At 66.8% G+C, this 15,279-nt stretch carries 20 protein-coding genes; 17 read left to right on the top strand and 3 right to left on the bottom strand.

The genetic code is table 11. The features are described from left to right. The first annotated feature begins 1 nt into the window (after position 1). The 17 genes from flgC to AC3WJI_RS09900 are packed head-to-tail and all read left to right on the top strand — an operon-like array spanning position 2 to position 11,002. Positions 2-430 (top strand): flagellar basal body rod protein FlgC, encoded by a 429-nt coding sequence (flgC, locus tag AC3WJI_RS09980; RefSeq protein WP_492757108.1) that lies wholly within the window; start codon positions 2-4, stop codon positions 428-430. Beyond that, positions 427-741 carry a flagellar hook-basal body complex protein FliE gene (fliE, locus tag AC3WJI_RS09975; protein WP_492757107.1) on the top strand — a complete coding sequence of 105 codons (315 nt, stop codon included), beginning with the start codon at positions 427-429 and terminating at the stop codon, positions 739-741. The genes flgC and fliE overlap by 4 nt, the downstream gene beginning before the upstream one ends. Continuing rightward, positions 738-2,000, top strand: a complete 1,263-nt coding sequence (fliF, locus tag AC3WJI_RS09970; protein WP_492757106.1) for a flagellar basal-body MS-ring/collar protein FliF — start codon at positions 738-740, stop codon at positions 1,998-2,000. The genes fliE and fliF overlap by 4 nt, the downstream gene beginning before the upstream one ends. Beyond that, on the top strand, positions 1,987-2,358 hold the full coding sequence (locus tag AC3WJI_RS09965; protein ID WP_492757105.1) for a hypothetical protein: 372 nt from the start codon (positions 1,987-1,989) through the stop codon (positions 2,356-2,358). Before fliF ends, AC3WJI_RS09965 begins: the two co-directional genes overlap by 14 nt. After that, on the top strand, positions 2,355-3,026 hold the full coding sequence (locus AC3WJI_RS09960; protein ID WP_492757104.1) for a hypothetical protein: 672 nt from the start codon (positions 2,355-2,357) through the stop codon (positions 3,024-3,026). The genes AC3WJI_RS09965 and AC3WJI_RS09960 overlap by 4 nt, the downstream gene beginning before the upstream one ends. Further along, positions 3,023-4,351 (top strand): FliI/YscN family ATPase, encoded by a 1,329-nt coding sequence (locus AC3WJI_RS09955; RefSeq protein ID WP_492757103.1) that lies wholly within the window; start codon positions 3,023-3,025, stop codon positions 4,349-4,351. Before AC3WJI_RS09960 ends, AC3WJI_RS09955 begins: the two co-directional genes overlap by 4 nt. Further along, a complete protein-coding gene (locus AC3WJI_RS09950) occupies positions 4,344-4,793 on the top strand; it encodes a hypothetical protein (RefSeq protein WP_492757102.1) in 450 nt (149 codons plus the stop codon). The genes AC3WJI_RS09955 and AC3WJI_RS09950 overlap by 8 nt, the downstream gene beginning before the upstream one ends. Continuing rightward, complete coding sequence (locus tag AC3WJI_RS09945; RefSeq protein ID WP_492757101.1) at positions 4,790-5,548, top strand: hypothetical protein; 759 nt, start codon at positions 4,790-4,792, stop codon at positions 5,546-5,548. The genes AC3WJI_RS09950 and AC3WJI_RS09945 overlap by 4 nt, the downstream gene beginning before the upstream one ends. Further along, positions 5,548-5,985 carry a flagellar hook assembly protein FlgD gene (locus tag AC3WJI_RS09940; RefSeq protein ID WP_492757100.1) on the top strand — a complete coding sequence of 146 codons (438 nt, stop codon included), beginning with the start codon at positions 5,548-5,550 and terminating at the stop codon, positions 5,983-5,985. The genes AC3WJI_RS09945 and AC3WJI_RS09940 overlap by 1 nt, the downstream gene beginning before the upstream one ends. An 11-nt stretch (positions 5,986-5,996) precedes the next feature. Further along, a complete protein-coding gene (locus AC3WJI_RS09935) occupies positions 5,997-7,169 on the top strand; it encodes a flagellar hook-basal body complex protein (protein ID WP_492757099.1) in 1,173 nt (390 codons plus the stop codon). Beyond that, positions 7,166-7,939 carry a FliM/FliN family flagellar motor switch protein gene (locus AC3WJI_RS09930; protein ID WP_492757098.1) on the top strand — a complete coding sequence of 258 codons (774 nt, stop codon included), beginning with the start codon at positions 7,166-7,168 and terminating at the stop codon, positions 7,937-7,939. The genes AC3WJI_RS09935 and AC3WJI_RS09930 overlap by 4 nt, the downstream gene beginning before the upstream one ends. Positions 7,940-7,945: 6 nt before the next feature. Beyond that, positions 7,946-8,239 (top strand): FliM/FliN family flagellar motor switch protein, encoded by a 294-nt coding sequence (locus AC3WJI_RS09925; RefSeq protein WP_492757097.1) that lies wholly within the window; start codon positions 7,946-7,948, stop codon positions 8,237-8,239. A gap of 5 nt (positions 8,240-8,244) precedes the next feature. After that, positions 8,245-8,646, top strand: a complete 402-nt coding sequence (locus tag AC3WJI_RS09920) for a hypothetical protein (RefSeq protein ID WP_492757096.1) — start codon at positions 8,245-8,247, stop codon at positions 8,644-8,646. Continuing rightward, positions 8,643-9,356: a flagellar type III secretion system pore protein FliP gene (fliP, locus tag AC3WJI_RS09915; protein WP_492757095.1), complete on the top strand. Its 714-nt coding sequence runs from the start codon at positions 8,643-8,645 to the stop codon at positions 9,354-9,356. Before AC3WJI_RS09920 ends, fliP begins: the two co-directional genes overlap by 4 nt. After that, complete coding sequence (locus tag AC3WJI_RS09910; RefSeq protein ID WP_492757094.1) at positions 9,353-10,096, top strand: sigma-70 family RNA polymerase sigma factor; 744 nt, start codon at positions 9,353-9,355, stop codon at positions 10,094-10,096. The genes fliP and AC3WJI_RS09910 overlap by 4 nt, the downstream gene beginning before the upstream one ends. Positions 10,097-10,101: 5 nt before the next feature. After that, on the top strand, positions 10,102-10,653 hold the full coding sequence (locus AC3WJI_RS09905) for a tetratricopeptide repeat protein (RefSeq protein WP_492757093.1): 552 nt from the start codon (positions 10,102-10,104) through the stop codon (positions 10,651-10,653). Between the two features lie 7 nt (positions 10,654-10,660). Further along, on the top strand, positions 10,661-11,002 hold the full coding sequence (locus tag AC3WJI_RS09900; RefSeq protein ID WP_492757092.1) for a hypothetical protein: 342 nt from the start codon (positions 10,661-10,663) through the stop codon (positions 11,000-11,002). Positions 11,003-11,009: 7 nt separating this feature from the next. Here AC3WJI_RS09900 and AC3WJI_RS09895 read toward each other — a convergent pair whose 3' ends face one another. Genes AC3WJI_RS09895 through AC3WJI_RS09885 form a run of 3 tightly spaced genes read right to left on the bottom strand, consistent with a single transcriptional unit; the run spans position 11,010 to position 15,273 of the window. Further along, positions 11,010-12,146 carry a tetratricopeptide repeat protein gene (locus AC3WJI_RS09895; protein ID WP_492757091.1) on the bottom strand — a complete coding sequence of 379 codons (1,137 nt, stop codon included), beginning with the start codon at positions 12,144-12,146 and terminating at the stop codon, positions 11,010-11,012. Between the two features lie 9 nt (positions 12,147-12,155). Beyond that, positions 12,156-14,177 carry a flagellar biosynthesis protein FlhA gene (locus AC3WJI_RS09890; RefSeq protein WP_492757090.1) on the bottom strand — a complete coding sequence of 674 codons (2,022 nt, stop codon included), beginning with the start codon at positions 14,175-14,177 and terminating at the stop codon, positions 12,156-12,158. Next, complete coding sequence (locus AC3WJI_RS09885; protein WP_492757089.1) at positions 14,170-15,273, bottom strand: EscU/YscU/HrcU family type III secretion system export apparatus switch protein; 1,104 nt, start codon at positions 15,271-15,273, stop codon at positions 14,170-14,172. Before AC3WJI_RS09885 ends, AC3WJI_RS09890 begins: the two co-directional genes overlap by 8 nt. Positions 15,274-15,279 lie beyond the last annotated feature (6 nt).

Genomic DNA, 15,279 nt, shown 5'->3' with positions numbered 1-15,279 from the left:
GATGGACGCAGTGCAAATCAGCCGAACCGGCCTCGACGTCGAGTGGCAGCGGCTCCAGGTCATCGCGCAGAACCTCGCCAATATGAACACCAGCCGCACAGCCTCCGGCGAGGCTTATCGGCCAGTCCGGCTGCTGTCCGGCCCCAAGATACGCTTCTCGAAGCTCGTCGGTCAGGGCGAAGTGGCCGCAGCACCGGCGGGCGTCGAGGTGGTGGGCCTCGAGCCGATGGTGGGCGGCGTGCGCCGCGTGCGCGAGCCCGGCAATCCCCAGGCGGATGCCGACGGCTTTGTGAGCTATCCCGATATCGATCATGCGGCCGAGATGACGCTGATGATCCAGACTTCGCGCGCTTATGAGGCAAACCTGACGGCAATGTCTTTTGCGCAGCAAATGTATTCGCGCGCGATCGAACTGGGCAAGCAGGCGTGAGCCCGGTCGAGGCGATCGCCGCGGCCGGCGCCGACGCTGCGCCGATGGCCTTGCGGGTCGGGGGCGTCCCGGCGCAGATCGCCCAGCCGACTGCCGGATTCGGCGAAGTGCTGATGGCGGGGCTTCGCGGCGTGGACGCCAAGATCGCCACCGCCGACAAGCTCGTCCAGCAATTCGCGGTCGATGACTCGGTGCCGGTCCACCAGGTCACGATGGCGATCGAGGAAGCGCGGCTGTCGGTCGAACTCGCTATGCAGGTCCGGGCGCGCCTGCTCGAGGGCTATCGCGAACTGATGAACATGCCGCTATGAGCGACGCCGCCTCTCCCGCACGGCCTGGTGTCAACCGCCAGCTCCTCCTGTTCGGCGCGTTGTTCCTGCTCTGCGCGGGGGCATTGGCCATCGGCTACTTTTTGTTCCTGCGGCCCGATTACGTGGTGCTCGCACAAGATCTTCGCCCCGCGGACGCCGGCGCCGTCGTTGCCGAACTCGACAAGCGCCGAGTAGACTACAAGCTCAAGGACGGCGGGACCACGATCCTGGTACCGAGCGACCAGGCCGACGCGACCAGGCTGGCGATCTCGGGGTCTGACGCCATGGCGCGCGGCCAGATCGGCTTCGAGCTCTTCAACAAGTCCGATATGGGGCTGACCAACTTCGCGCAGAAGATCAATTATCAGCGCGCATTGCAGGGCGAGCTCGTCCGCACCATTACCCAGATCGCCGGCGTCGAGAGCGCGCGCGTGCATCTCGGCCTGCCGGAGCGGGCATTGTTCCGCGGTGATCGCACCGAGCCCACTGCTGCGGTCACGCTGACAATGCGTCCTGGATTGACCGCGGATCCGGCGCGCGTGCTCGGCATCCAGCAATTGGTCGCTGCGGCCGTCCCAGACCTTCCCCAGTCGCGAGTTGTCGTGCTCGACGCCGATGGCCGAGTGATCAGCGTGGTGCCCGAGCCGACCGGGAATGCCGACTCGATGCTCGACGAACAGCATGCCATCCAGGCTTATTATGCCGCGCGGGTGCGCGCGGCGGCGGAGCCGCGAATAGGCGGGCAGCGCTTCGCCGTGCGCGCGCTGGTGCTGCCGATCGCCAGCGGTGGCGCCGCCGCGGGTGCCGATTGGGCGCCGAGCGGCGAAGGGGCGTCGCGCAACTTCCGCCTGCGCATCCTGATCGTGACGGCAGTCCCGCTTCCAGGCGAAGATCAAGCGGCGCTCCGCGACGCGATCGCGCGAGCGGTGGCGTTGGATCCGACACGTGGCGACGACATGGCCTTCGAGGTCGGCCCGGTCGATCCGGTGGCAGCACCGGCGGCGGTGGCAGCCAATCAGGCTGCGCCGGCGCCGGGCTATGCCGCCCCTGGTGCGGCCGCGCTCCCCGCCTCTCCGCCCACGGCCGGCGCCGGCTGGTTCTGGGTGCTGGCCCTGGCCGCCTTCCCGGTTCTCGCCGGAATGTTCTTGTTGCGCCGGCGCGGTGGAACCGCGTTCGACGGTGCGGAGCACGAGGCGTTCGCGGGGCGGCTGCGACGCCAGTTGAACCTTGCTGAGGGGACGCCCGATGCTGCTCGTTGAGGATGGCCTCCCACTGCTGATCGAGCAACTCGACGCCATGCCGCCGCGCGACCGCCGGGCGATCCTGGCGCACTTGTCCTCGGACGAGCGTCGGCGTCTGTCGCGCTTGCAGCGAAGCCTGTCCGCCGAGCCTGCGCAAGCGCCGGCGGACGATCTGCAGGCAAGATACTCCGCCGATGTCGCGGACCGCATTTCGGCGCTGCGCGAAGGTCGCGAGGATGGCCTGACAGACGCGACGCGCGATGCGCTGCGCAAGCTGCTCGGCATCGCGCCGTCGACAAGGGCGCTCCAGGCACGCACACCGTCGCTGATGGATTCGCTCAGCGGCGCGCTACGCCGTGGCCGAGGTGGGGCGTGAGCGCGATCCTCCGCCGCGACCGCGCCGGGATCGTACAACCCTTCGAGCATGATCCTCGTCCGGTCGGCCCGGTGGTGCCCCGCCCGGATCCGCGCGATCTCGAATGCGAGCGCCTGGCGGCACGGATCGCCGAGCTCGAAGCGGCGATCGAGGCTGCCGAGAATGCCGGCGGGAAAGCAATCGCGGCGGCACGTGCAGAGGGCGAACGTGCCGGCCTGGCGCGCGCCGAGGCGCGCGAAGAAGAACGGATCGCGGCGCTTCGCGACGGCATCGGCGGCGCATTGACGGCCTGGCAGACGCGATTGGACGGCCTCGACGTTCTAGCGGCCCAACTCGCCGAGGCGGCGCTTGCCAAGCTGTTCGAACCGCACGCGGATTTGGCCGAAGCGGTGGGGCGCAGGCTGGGACGGGAAATTCGCGCGCTTCGCAAGGCGAGCATCGTCACCATTCATGTGAGCCCGCGCGACTTCGCCGATCCGGCGGCACGCGCCGCGGTGGCAGGCGCGATCGCCGATGAGGGGGGCGCCGTGACGGTAGAGACGGATCCGGAGCTCGACACCGGCGCCTGCCGCATAACGTGCCGCATGGAGCAATATGATCTCGATGTTCGCGCCGATTGGGCTGCGATCCGGACTTTGCTGACGGCGCTCGGGACTGCCGACGCGTGACCGCGCACCCGTTCCTCGGGCGGATCGCTGCGGTCGAACTGGCGCGGCCCTACGGCGTCGTACGCAAAGTCGCGCCAAGCTATTTCGAGGCATCGGGCCCTGCTGCGACGATCGGCGACATCTGCACGATTGAAGACGGTGCGGACGGGACGCTGCCGATCCTCGCCGAGGTGGCTGCGGCGGACGAGGCTGGGCTGCAGCTGATGCCCCTGGAGCAGGATCGTCCGGTCCGTCCGGGTGCGCGGGTCTATTCGCTGCCGCTCGGCGCGGACTGCGCCGTGGGAGACGGGTTCGCCGGGCGGGCAGTGGACGCGCTGGGACGGCCGATCGACGGCCGGGGGGCGATTGCCGCGCAGGACCGAGCGCCGATCGGTGGTACCGTACCGCGTCCGCTCGAGCGTGCGGCATCGGCTGAAACTGTCGTCACCGGCATTCGCGCGATCGATGGGCTGCTCACCTTGGGCAAGGGACAGCGGATCGGCATCTTCGCCGCCAGCGGCGTAGGCAAGACCAGCCTGCTCGAACAGCTCGTGCGCCAGGTCGAGAGCGATCGCTGCGTATTGTGTCTCGTCGGGGAACGTGGTCGCGAAGTCGAAGGCTTTTGGCGGGCGCTGGATGGCCGCAAGGATCGGGAGCGCTTCGCGATGGTCGCGGCGACCTCCGACGCCAGTGCCGCGCTCCGGGCGCGCAGCGTCAATCTCGCGCTCTGCCTCGCCGAATATTGGCGCGATCGCGGCGAGCATGTCGTCGTCTTCGTCGACTCGGTCACGCGGCTCGCAATGGCCTTGCGGGAGGTCGGCCTCGCCGCGGGCGAGCCGCCGACGGTCCGCGCCTATACGCCGAACGTGTTCGCGGCATTGCCGAGGCTGGTCGAGCGTTGCGGCGCGGTGCGTGGCGGCGGCGCGATCACCGCCGTGCTCTCAGTGCTGAGCGAGACCGACGACATCGACGATCCGATTGTCGAGACGATGAAGTCCCTGCTCGATGGGCACATCCTGCTTTCGCGCAAACTGGCCGAACGCGGACATTTCCCGGCGATCGACGTCGCGCGGAGCATCAGTCGACAGGCGTCGCGCCTGATGGGATCGGCGCATACCGCGGCTGCCCGGGAAGCCGTCGCCATGCTCGCCGTCTTCGAAGAGGCGCGGCTGCTCATCGAGAGCGGCATGTACAAGAGTGGATCGAGCGCCGAGATCGACCGAGCGATCGCGCTGCGCGAGCGGCTTGCAGACTTTCTCCAGCAGCGCCAGACCAACAGCAATGCTTTGGCGGACACGGTGTCGGCGTTGTGCGCGGCGACGGCGGGGGAGGCGCGGCGTGGCTAGGCACCATGCGAGCGCGCTCCTCGCGCGGATCGAAGCGCTTCGATTTGCAGAGCGCGCCGCCGCCCTGACCGCGGTGATGGACGCCGTGTCGGCGGAACACTGCGCGCAGCAGGACAAGGCCGATGCGGACACCGCCTGCGCGGCGGCGTTCTCTCGGTGGCAGAGCGAGGTGGAGAGCCGCCATTTCTCGCCCGAGCTCGCATCGGCGCTCGGCGCAGAAGCCAATCGGAATGTGACTTTGACGGAAGGTGCAGGCGCTGCGCTCGAAAGTGCCAATGCAGAGCGCCTGGCGTGCGAGTCGTCCTGGCATCAGAGCGAGGCGCGCTGCCGCCAGTCTTCCGCAATGCTGCAATCCAGTCGCCGTGCCGAAGCCCGGCAGCGCGCCCAGCGGGCGACCGACATCGCTGCGGATCGGGCGACATTCTTGTGGAGCCGTACATGATCGAAGCCGCGCCCGCAGGTTCCGGCGTGCTGCCGCGCGCCGAAGTGACCTCCGAGCGGCGCAGCGAAGAGGCGCAAGTCGAATTCGCGGCATATTTGGGCGTGCTGCCCGCGGCGATGCGTGACCCGAGCGCGGCAGGGCCGACCACGGATGATCGTGGCGTGCGGCTGGCCGAAGCCCAACGCTTCAACGAGGACGGCTGGTTCGGAACGCCGGTTGCCGCCGACGGGGCGGAACCTTCCCACAGGGAGGCGGAGCCTCCGGCCGCGTTGCCGCCGCGGGCCGACGACGGCTTACCGCCGCAAAGCTGCGAGACCGATCACTCGTCCCGTTTGCCTGCCGCTGCCGAAACTGCGTCGGAGCGAACGACGCCTGCGAGGGCTGCACAGGCGAATGCCTTCCTGCCTGCGCGGACATCACTCGCGTCGTCCGGCTTGACCCCGGCGGCTTCGACGGCGGAGCGCCACGCGGCAATGCCGGCCGATGGCGGCGAAGAGGTCGCACCTTCACCCGCCAGCAAGCGCATGCTTGCGCAGGCGGCCGCCCGTGGCGCGCAGTCGGCGACACGCGTGGCGCTCAGCGAAACCGAGCAGGGAGTTCGAGTTGCGGTCGCGACCGATGCGCTGCCGGCGGAGGAACGCCAGCGGCTTCGCGACGAGATCGCCGCGCTGCTCGCCCGGCACGGCCTCTGGACCGACGGCATCCGGATCGTCGCGCGACCTGCGCCGCATGCTTCCTATCGGGGTAACAAGTGATGCAGACCGCACCAGTGACCGCCGCGGACGGCACCGCCAATCCTCAGCAAACCGCGCAAAGCGCCGATCAGGCCAGCAATGCGTTCGGGCTCAGCTTCGAATCGCTGCTCAAGATCATCCTGACCCAATTGACCTATCAGGATCCGCTCAAGCCGATGGATAATTTCGAGTTCGTCTCGCAGCTCGCCCAATTCTCGCAGATCCAACAGGGCCAGACGATGAACGACCGGCTCGAGCAGCTCGTGTCGGCGCAGGCGACCAGCCAGGCAACCGGGCTGCTCGGCAAGCAGATCGACGTGCCTTCCGGCGCCGCGACCCTGTCTGGCAAGGTGATAGCGGTGTCGTTCCAGGGCGGCGTTCCCAGTGTCACTATCGAAACGTCGGACAAGCGGACCGTCAGCAATCTCGCCATCAGCAGCATCACCCAGATCAGGTAGGGGACAGGGCCATGTTCGGTGCCATCTATATCGGGCTCAGCGGCATGAACGCTTATTCCAAGGGCCTTCAACAGGTGAGTAACAACGTCACCAACCTCAACACCTCGGGGTTCAAGAGCTCGATGGTGTCGTTCCAGAATTATTACGGCGTGACCGACGGCGGCGGCATGTCCTATTCGCCCGGAAATAACGGCGACGGCCACGGCGTCGGTCTCGGCGAGTCTCATATCGATTTCAAGCAGGGCGAGCTGCGACAGAGCGACCGGGACCTCGACCTCGCTGTCGACGGCACGGGCTTTCTTGTGCTGCTGAACGGCGACGAAACGCTCTACGCCCGCACCGGCAGCTTTGAAGTATCGCAGGACGGCTATATCGTCCTGTCCGGAACCGACTATCGCCTCGCCGCGCTCGACTCGTCGAACCACCCGGTGGCGCTTTCCGTAGATAGCGCGCGGGCCAGCCCGCCGATCGCCACCACGACGGTGAAATTCTCGCAGAACCTCTCGTCGACGGGCACGAGCTACGCGGTGAGTGATCTCACCGTATACGACGCCAAGGGCACGGCGCACGTGTGGAAAGCCTCGTTCGCCCGCGAAAGCGCCGAGTGGAAGATCACCGTCACCGACGAAAAAGGCGCGACGATCGGCGAGACCAAGGCGCTCAAGTTCAATAACGGCATCATCGACCAGAGTACGGCGAAGCTCGACTTCAAGGATGCCGCCAACGACCTGACCGTGACCTTCGACTTCTCAACGGGAGTGACGTCCTATTCGTCCGGCGAGGTCTCGACGCTGAGCAAGACCTCGATCGACGGACAGGGGCTGGGCACGCTCACCACGATCGTCGTTGACGAGAAAGGGCGCCTTCAGCTCGGCTATTCCAATTCGCAGAAGAAGGCGCTCGGCACGATCGCGCTCGCCGACTTCCGCGACCCGCAGGAGCTTCAGCAGCGCAACGGCGGGCTCTTCGTACAGGCCGGAACGGGCAGCCGCGAACTGCTCAACAGTGAAGATTCGCGCGTCGGCAAGGTGGTTTCCAAGCGGATCGAAGCGTCGAACGTCGACCTGTCGGCGGAATTCGGTGACCTCATCCTGATTCAGCGCGGCTTTCAGGCTGCATCGCAGATCGTCAGCGTCTCCAACGACATGATCCAGCAGCTCTTCGGCATCCGAGGGCAAGGGTGAGCGATCCGCAACCCTGGCTGCCTCCTGGCGCCGCCACGGATGCCGCAGACGCCGCACTCGCGGAGTTGTTCACGGCCTGGGCGCGGCATTGGTTTGCCGGCGCGAGCGGCGACACGCCGACGCTGCGGCGCGCCGAGGCGGACGCGCTACGCGCCGCCGGCGAGTGGCTGCGCACTGGGGAGGTCGCGATCGGCATTCCCGGCGGCGGAAAGGGTGCGGCCGGCGCTCTCGCACTGGGCGTCCGCAAGCGCGCGGGGGACCGCACCGATGCCGATCGCGCGCTGCTCGCGCAGCTCGGCGAGGAAGGCCTCCGCGACCTCTGCATCCGCGTCGCCAAGCTTTGTGCGCTGCCGCCCGAGACTCGATGGGCCGAGGCGGTGACGCCTCCCGCTCCCAACACGGTCCTCTATTGGGTGGAGCTCGGCGGTGGTGGCGACCCGATGGTGGTGCTGCTCGCGCTGCCGCCGGCCGCGCTTGCCCGTCTCGTATTGGCCGGCATGCCGTCGGAACCGCGACGGGCGCCGCTCGCCAGCGCGGAGGCGGCACTCGCGCCAACTGCCCTGCGCCTGTCGGCGGTCCTCGGCCATTGCGAAGTCACGCTGGCGGAGATCTGCGAGCTGATGTCGGGTGACGTCCTCGTGCTCGATCGAGCGATCGGCGAGGCGTTGCCGATCGCCATCGAGCATCTGCCTGCGCGACGCGGTCGCTGCACGGTATCGAAGCAAGGCGACACGCTCGCCCTCCAAATCATCGAAGCTCCTGTTGGATGAAACTCCGTGATTGACCAGAACGATCGTACCGCCAACCCGCCCGGCGAGGCCGCACCGCGCGTCAGCACCAAGCTGATCGAGAATGTCGCGGTGCAGCTCGAAGCCTTTATCGGCGACACGCGCATGACCGTCGCCGAACTCGCGGCGTTGAAGACGGACGCGGTGGTGACGCTCGACGCACCGCTCAATCGGACGGTCGAGTTGCGCCTAAACCAGCAGCCGGTCGCGCGGGGCGAACTGGTCGCGGTGGGCGACAAGTTCGGGGTGCGCATTTCCGAAATCGTCGAATGGCCCGAATGATCAGCATGGTTCTGCGTGCGATTCTTTGTTGCGTATTCGTCTTCGAGGCGACGATGCCGGCCCTGGCCAGGCCCGCCCGGCTTGGCGGTGGTGGTGGTGTCGACGTCCCGCTGCTTCGCATCCTGCTCGCATTGGTGCTGTGCACGATGCTGGCGATCGGCTTCGCGCTGCTGCTCAAGCGCGGCGGCGGGCGGTTCGACCTTGCCGCCGCGAGCAAGCTCTTTGCCAGGCTGCCCGGCGAGCGCCGCATCGAAGTGATCGAGAGTCGCCGAGCGAGCCAGCACGCGGATATCTGCCTCGTGCGGTGCGACGACCGCGAGTATCTGCTGCTCTGCTCCGCGCAACAGCAGCAGATATTGCGCGAGATCGGTCCGGCAGGAGCAGCACCGCAGGCAGAGGCGCAATGATCCGGCGCCTATTGCCCTGTGCTGCCGTTCTGCTGCTGCCGCTTGAGGCGCACGCCGCCGTGCCGGCGCTGGTGCCTGCCGGCATGGGCACCGATGCCGTGCGGACCATGTTGATACTGACGATGCTGGCCGTGGTCCCGGCGATCCTGATCAGCATGACGAGCTTCATCCGCATCGTCGTCGTGCTCTCGATGGTGCGACACGCCTTCGGCATGCCCGAGACGCCGCCCAATCCGGTGCTGGTCAGCCTCGCGCTGTTCCTGACCGCATTCACCATGTCGACCACGTTCGGCGCAGTGAACACGCGTGCGCTCCAACCGTTGATGGCGGGCCGGATCGGCGTCGAGCAGGCGGTGGCGCAGGGCAGCGTACCCCTGCGCGACTTCATGCTTGCTCAGACTCGCGACAGCGACATCGAGGCGATCTATGCGATCGCCAAGACTCCGGTGCCCGACCGGCCCGAGCAGGTGGAGATCCTCAAGCTCGCGCCGGCATTCATCCTCAACGAGCTCCGCGTCTCCTTCACGATCGGGTTCGTCATCCTGCTGCCGTTCCTTCTCATCGACCTCGTCGTCGCCAGCATCCTGCTGGCGCTGGGGATGATGATGGTGCCGCCCGCGACGATCTCGCTGCCGATCAAGATATTGATGTTCGTGTTGATCGACGGCTGGGGGCTGATTTTGCAGGGCGTGCTCGGCAGCTTCCGATGACTCGGCTGCCGCAATCGGGACTGGAGCTGATCCTCATCCCGCCGCGGGTGGAGGCATCCCTATGGCGCCGGTTGCGCTACGAACGGGAGCTGCGCTGCCGCGAACAGATATTCACCCGCTACCGCGCGCTCGCGCGCGCTATTGCCGCCCGTCAGCTGCGCGCCCGCCCGCGCAACGGCGTCGAACTGCCCGACATCGAGCAGTTCGCCTATGAGGGATTGCTGATCGCAATCGACCGATACGATCCCTTGCGCGGAATCCCTTTTGCCGCGTTTGCGCGACGACGTATCCTGGGCAGCATCTTCGATGGCGCGTCGAAGATGAACGAGATCGACGCGCAATATAGCTATAGTCGCCGCCAGGAAGCCGACCGCGTGCGATCCCTTGCCGCTTCGCTGCGGGCTGTCGATGATCCACTGGAGATGCTGGCGACGCTCGCGAGCGGCCTGGCGATCGGATTGATCCTCGGCGACACGCATTTGGTTCTGGCAGAGGATGGCCGCGACCACCGCCCCAATGCGTATGAGACGCTCGCGCGGCGCGAACTACAGGCTCGCCTGGTGCACGAGATCGCGCGGCTTCCAGATCGGGAAGCAGTGATCATTCGCCAGCACTATGAAAACGGTGTTAGCTTCCAGCGCATCGCCGAGTTGCTCGGGGTGTCGAAGGGACGCGTGTCGCAGTTGCACGCCAAGGCGCTCGCCACGCTGCGGAGCCGTGTGGGCAGAAGGAAGGGGTGATCGGAATGTTGTGCAGCGACGAGGAGATGGAGCAACTGCTCGCGGCAATGCACGCGAGTTCGCCGGACGAGCTCGCTTTGGCGGAACGGCTGGTCGAGGCCTATCCCGAAGACCCGCGGCTGCATTTCCTACGCGGATCGATGCTCGCGGGTTCGCAGCGACCGATCGAGGCCCATGCGGCGCTCAGCCGGGCAGTCGAGCTTGCGCCCGATTTTGCACTGGCGCGATTCCAGCTCGGCTTCTTCGAACTCACCTCGGGCGAAGCCCGGCGCGCGCTGGAGACTTGGGAGCCGCTCAACGCCTTGCCGCAGGATCATTATCTCGCCCATTTCGTCTCCGGTCTGCGTCACCTCGTCCAGGATCATTTTGCCGAGACGATCGCCGCGCTCGAAACCGGTATCGCCGCCAATGCCGAGAACCCGCCGCTCAATCGCGACATGCAATTGATCATCAACGAGTGTCGCGATCTCGTCCGCCCCGGCGATGCCGGCGCCACGGAGACATCGGCCACCTCGTTCCTGCTCGACCAGCTCGGCGCGCGCGGGACTACGCATTGATGTCAGCATGACGCGTGTCGGCAACGTCGATCAGGTGCTGCTATTGCTGCGTGAGCAGCTGCAGCGCGCCGGGCACGGCCGCGGCAGCCAGCGCGCTGCGCAGTCGACGCGCCCGGCTGCGGCGCGGCCGATCGAGCGGGCGCGGGCCTTGGCTGCGCTCGACGCGCTGTCGGAGGAGGACGTTCGACGCGCCGTCCTGCGCGGCCTGCTCACTGAGGAATTGGGCGAGGAGCTCGGCGCCGACCCCGGCTTCCAGGGTGTGATCGACGACGTCTTCCGTATCATCGCCGATATGCCGGGTGGAACCGAGCTGATCGACCGCGCAATCGCCCGCCTGCGCGGCGGATAGCGGCGGCTCAGCCCAGTCGAGTTCCCATGCGTGCCAACGCGCTGGCGATAGTGCGGCCCGAATCGTCGATCGGCGTGTGGAGCGCCTTGTCGAATATCCGTTGCGCCTGATCCGCCTTGCCTGCTCCCGCAGCGAGCAGGGTGGCGGCGAGCGCAGCCGAGAAGCATTCGCGGTCCAGGCGCATCGCCACCTCGCATCGCCGCCTTGCTTCGTCGACATCGCCGTCGAGCAGATCGATCACGGCCAGCGAGCCATGGCTTTCGGCGAAGCTGTCGTCCAGCGCGAGCGCAGTTTCGAAGCGGGTGCGGGCGGTCGCTCGGTCGCCGGTGATGAAATATGCCCAGCCGGCTGCGATCCACGAGCCGAGATGCGTTCCGAACAAGGCGGCGCCCTTGTCGATCTCGGCGGCGGCGGTGGCCTTGTCGTCGTCCATCAGGCGCGCGAGTCCGCGACCGACCCATGCGCGCGGCGATTCAGGCGCCCGCGCGAGCGCGGCGTCGAACAGCTGCGCGGCCGTCCCGGGTTCATCATCGTTGAGCGCGAGCGTACCCAGTGCGGCAAGGGCATCGGGATGATCGCCAGCCTGTTCGGCGCACCGGCGGGCCAGGTCGACATCCTCGATGTCGATCGCGAGCGTCGCCACTACGGCGTTGAATCCGCGGTGCTGCGGATGCAGGTCGAGCAGCGCGCGCGCGGCCTCGCCGGCGCCTTCGAAGTCGCCGCGATCGTGCAGCAGCTGGACATAGAGCTGCGCGGCCTGGGGCAGTGCCTCGACCGTCGCTCGATCGAGCAGCGCGATCGCGGCATCGAAATGCCGTAGCATCGCCAGCGACCAAGCATGGTTGAAGCGGACCGCCGGGGCATCTTCACCGCCTTGCGTCAGCGCCTCGAAGCGTTCGGCGGCGACTGCCCAATCCTGCCGGCGCATCGCTGCCAGGCCGGCGAGGTGAAGTGCCGCCGGCGAGAGCGGCGCGATTGCCGCATGCCGATCGAGCAGCGCCTCAGCCTCGCCGAAGCGATCCTCGGCAAAGGCCGCCTCGGCAGTGTCGGCGAGCATGCGAGTGTTGGCCGGATCCTGCTCGAGCAACGCTGCCAGTCGGGCGTAGCGGCCCGTTTCGGCAGCGGCGGCGGAATGCTGGGACATGATCGAAGCCTATCCTTCCAGACGTACCACGTCGAACGATTTGAGATTGATCCGCGTCGGGATCTCGCTGACCGACAGGATCGAGAGCTTGGGGATGCTGCGCCGGGTGAGCGTGCGCAAATGACGCCGCAATTCAGCGCCGCACAGCAGCACCGGGGCGCGGCCCTGCTTGAACATCTCGTCGGCGAGGGGCGAAAGCTTTCTGACAACCTGCTCGGCCAGCCTCGGCTCGACTGCGAGCGAGGTACGTCCGGCATTGGCGCCGATACTGGCGACGATCTGGTTCTCGACCCGCGGATCGAGGCTGAGCACCGCGAGATCGTTGTGGCGACCGCGCAATTGTTCGCAGATTGCGTAGCTCATCCGCTGGCGGACAAGTTCGGTTAGCTCGAGCGGATCCTTCTGTGTGCGTGCCAAGTCGACGAGATGCTCGACGATCAGGTCAAGATTGGCGATCGACACGCCTTCGCCGAGCAGATTTTGCAGCACGCGCTGGACGTCGGACAGTGTCAGCGTGTTGGGGACGAGTTCTTCGACCAGGCCTGGCTGGCGGGTGCGGACATCGTCGAGCAGCGCCGCGACAGTGGCGCGGGTAAGCAGGGTGCTGATCTCACCGCGTACAATCTCGCCGAAATGCGTCACCATCACCGTTACCGGATCGACGATGGTATAGCCCGCCTCGCGCGCCGCGGCCACCATCGCCTCCTCGATCCAGAAGGCCGGCAGTCCATAGGCTGGGTCCGTCGCCTCGATGCCCTCCAGTCGCGTTTTGGCGCTATGCGAGGCGATGGCGAGCGTTCGGTCGATATGGATTTGTGCGGCGCCATAGCGCGCACCGAATAGGCGAATCTCATATTCGTCATCGGCGAGCGTCGCCCCATCGACCATCTTCACGCCCGGGAAGCCGATGCCGAATTCGTGCTCATGGGCGCGACGCAGATTGGTGATCCGCTCAAGGATGACGGCCTCCTCGGCACGCCAGGTCAAAGCGAGCGCTTCGCCGAGCCGGATCTCGAGCGCGGGGACGGGTGTGGCGGCGAGAACCGTCTGGGCGGCCTCTTCGGTTTCGACCGGTGTTGCGGCAGCCGAGCGGCGGATCCGGAACCACGCCAGAAAGGCGAGCACGCCGATGATCGCGATCGGCCATTTGGGCATGCCCGGCATCAACAGCAGCGCGAACAACACCGCCGCGACGATCAGTGGGATACGCGGCTCGGATGCGAGCTGGCGGAACACTTCGGTGCTCAATTGCCGGTCCGCCGCCGAGCGCGTGACGATGATGCCGGTAGCGATCGAGATGATCAGCGCCGGCAACTGGGTGGCGATGCCGTCGCCGATCGTCAGCAGCGTGAAATGCTGGAGCGCCGCCCCCCAGTCCATGCCCATCTGGGTGATGCCGACGATCCAGCCCGCGATGATGTTGATCAGCAGGATGATGATCCCGGCGACCGCATCGCCCTTCACGAACTTGGAGGCACCGTCCATCGCACCGTAGAAGCTCGCTTCCTTCTCCAGCATCTGGCGGCGGCGGATCGCCTCTTTCTGGTCGATCAGGCCCATGTTGAGGTCGGCGTCGATGCTCATCTGTTGGCCCGGCATCGAATCGAGCGTGAAGCGCGCCGCCACTTCGGACACGCGCTGCGCGCCGCTGGTCACTACGACATATTGCACCACGACGAGAATCGCGAACACGACCAGCCCGACTACGAAATTGCCTTGGACGGCGAACGCGCCGATCGAGCCGATCACCTCGCCGGCATTGCCGCCGGTGAGGATCAGGCGGGTCGCGGCGACATTGAGCGACAGCCGGTAGAGCGTTGCGACGAGGAGCAGCGAGGGGAAGGTCGAGAATTCGACCGGCTTGGCGACGTAGAAGGTTAGCAGCATGATCGACAGGCCGAGGCCGAAATTCATGATGATCGCGAGGTCGAGTAGCGGTGCCGGGATCGGGGCGAACAGGATCACCAGGATGGCGATCGTCGCGCCTACCAGGGCCAGATCCTGGTTGTTGCGGTAGAGCTTCTCAAACATTACCTTGCGCCGAGTTGGAGGAGGCGAGGGGAACGGCGGCGGCGCGCTGTCGCAGCTGAATGTACAGCTCGGCCACCGCCTCGAAGCTCTCGTGAGGCACTTCGCGGCCGATGTCGCATCGGCGGAACAGGCTGCGCGCCAGCGCGGGCTTTCGCAAGACCGGGATGCCGCGGCGATGCGCCTCTTCGCGCAATGCCAGCGCGAAGCGGTTGCGCCCCTTGGCTGTGACCGTCGGCGCGTCCATCCGTTCGGCATCGTAGCGCAATGCGACGGCGAAATGCTGGGGGTTTACTACCAGCAGGTCCGATCCCGCGAGCTGGCCGGTACTCTGGCTGGCCTTGACGAACTCCTGGTGCAGTTGCTTACGCTTCGACTTGATCCGGGGGTCGCCTTCGCGGTCCTTGTTCTCGCGAGTCACTTCGCGACGGCTCATCCGCATCTGCTTAGTGAATTCGCGGCGCACGAGGATTTGGTCGAGCACTACGAAGCCCAGCGCGATCAGCACGAAGACGAACAGCAGGCGCAGCGTGACTTCGCCCATCAATCCGGCGAGCCGCTCGCCCTCGCCGGAGATCGCGGCGTAGCGCTGGAGGCTGTCAAGCACGAGCAGGTATGTTGCGGTGGCATAGACGGCGATCTTGGCGACGTTCTTGAGCGTCTCTTTGACCAGCCGGATCGAGAAGAGCCGCTTGAGCCCCTTGGCGGGATTGAGCCGGCTGAAATCGGGCTTGAGAGGATGCGTCGTTAAGATCAGTCCGCGCAGCTGGACGATCTCAAGGAACAGCACGATCACGAGCAGCGTGCCGCCGAACAGCGCCAACGGCTCGACAGCCGCCCAGTAGATTCGCGCGGGCAGCGATGCCGCCTGCTCGGGCTCCGCTGCGCTTTCGATGCCGAGCGCGATCGTCTCGCGCATGAGTTCGGCCAGCCGGCGCGCGACACCTTCTCCGGCAATCGCCTGAAAGGCGGCGACCGCTACCAGTCCGCCCAGGAACCCCAGCTCGAGACTGCGCGCGACCGAGCCCTTTTCACGAGCCTTTTTGAGCTTGAAGGCAGTCGGCGCCTCGCTGCGGTTCTGCTCTTGCTGTTCCGCCATCGCCGC

The organism is Sphingomonas sp. FW306-1B-B10E (assembly GCF_058782005.1).
This window is presented reverse-complemented; position numbering and strand designations above follow the sequence as displayed.

Coding starts and splice junctions, on each gene's coding strand:
- flgC (WP_492757108.1), top strand. CDS start 2: ATGGACGCAGTGCAAATCAGCCGAACCGGCCTCGACGTCGAGTGGCAG.
- AC3WJI_RS09885 (WP_492757089.1), bottom strand. CDS start 15,273: ATGGCGGAACAGCAAGAGCAGAACCGCAGCGAGGCGCCGACTGCCTTC.
- AC3WJI_RS09910 (WP_492757094.1), top strand. CDS start 9,353: ATGACTCGGCTGCCGCAATCGGGACTGGAGCTGATCCTCATCCCGCCG.
- AC3WJI_RS09945 (WP_492757101.1), top strand. CDS start 4,790: ATGATCGAAGCCGCGCCCGCAGGTTCCGGCGTGCTGCCGCGCGCCGAA.
- fliP (WP_492757095.1), top strand. CDS start 8,643: ATGATCCGGCGCCTATTGCCCTGTGCTGCCGTTCTGCTGCTGCCGCTT.
- AC3WJI_RS09895 (WP_492757091.1), bottom strand. CDS start 12,146: ATGTCCCAGCATTCCGCCGCCGCTGCCGAAACGGGCCGCTACGCCCGA.
- AC3WJI_RS09905 (WP_492757093.1), top strand. CDS start 10,102: ATGTTGTGCAGCGACGAGGAGATGGAGCAACTGCTCGCGGCAATGCAC.
- fliF (WP_492757106.1), top strand. CDS start 738: ATGAGCGACGCCGCCTCTCCCGCACGGCCTGGTGTCAACCGCCAGCTC.
- AC3WJI_RS09935 (WP_492757099.1), top strand. CDS start 5,997: ATGTTCGGTGCCATCTATATCGGGCTCAGCGGCATGAACGCTTATTCC.
- AC3WJI_RS09900 (WP_492757092.1), top strand. CDS start 10,661: ATGACGCGTGTCGGCAACGTCGATCAGGTGCTGCTATTGCTGCGTGAG.
- AC3WJI_RS09920 (WP_492757096.1), top strand. CDS start 8,245: ATGGTTCTGCGTGCGATTCTTTGTTGCGTATTCGTCTTCGAGGCGACG.
- AC3WJI_RS09890 (WP_492757090.1), bottom strand. CDS start 14,177: ATGTTTGAGAAGCTCTACCGCAACAACCAGGATCTGGCCCTGGTAGGC.
- AC3WJI_RS09940 (WP_492757100.1), top strand. CDS start 5,548: ATGCAGACCGCACCAGTGACCGCCGCGGACGGCACCGCCAATCCTCAG.
- AC3WJI_RS09965 (WP_492757105.1), top strand. CDS start 1,987: ATGCTGCTCGTTGAGGATGGCCTCCCACTGCTGATCGAGCAACTCGAC.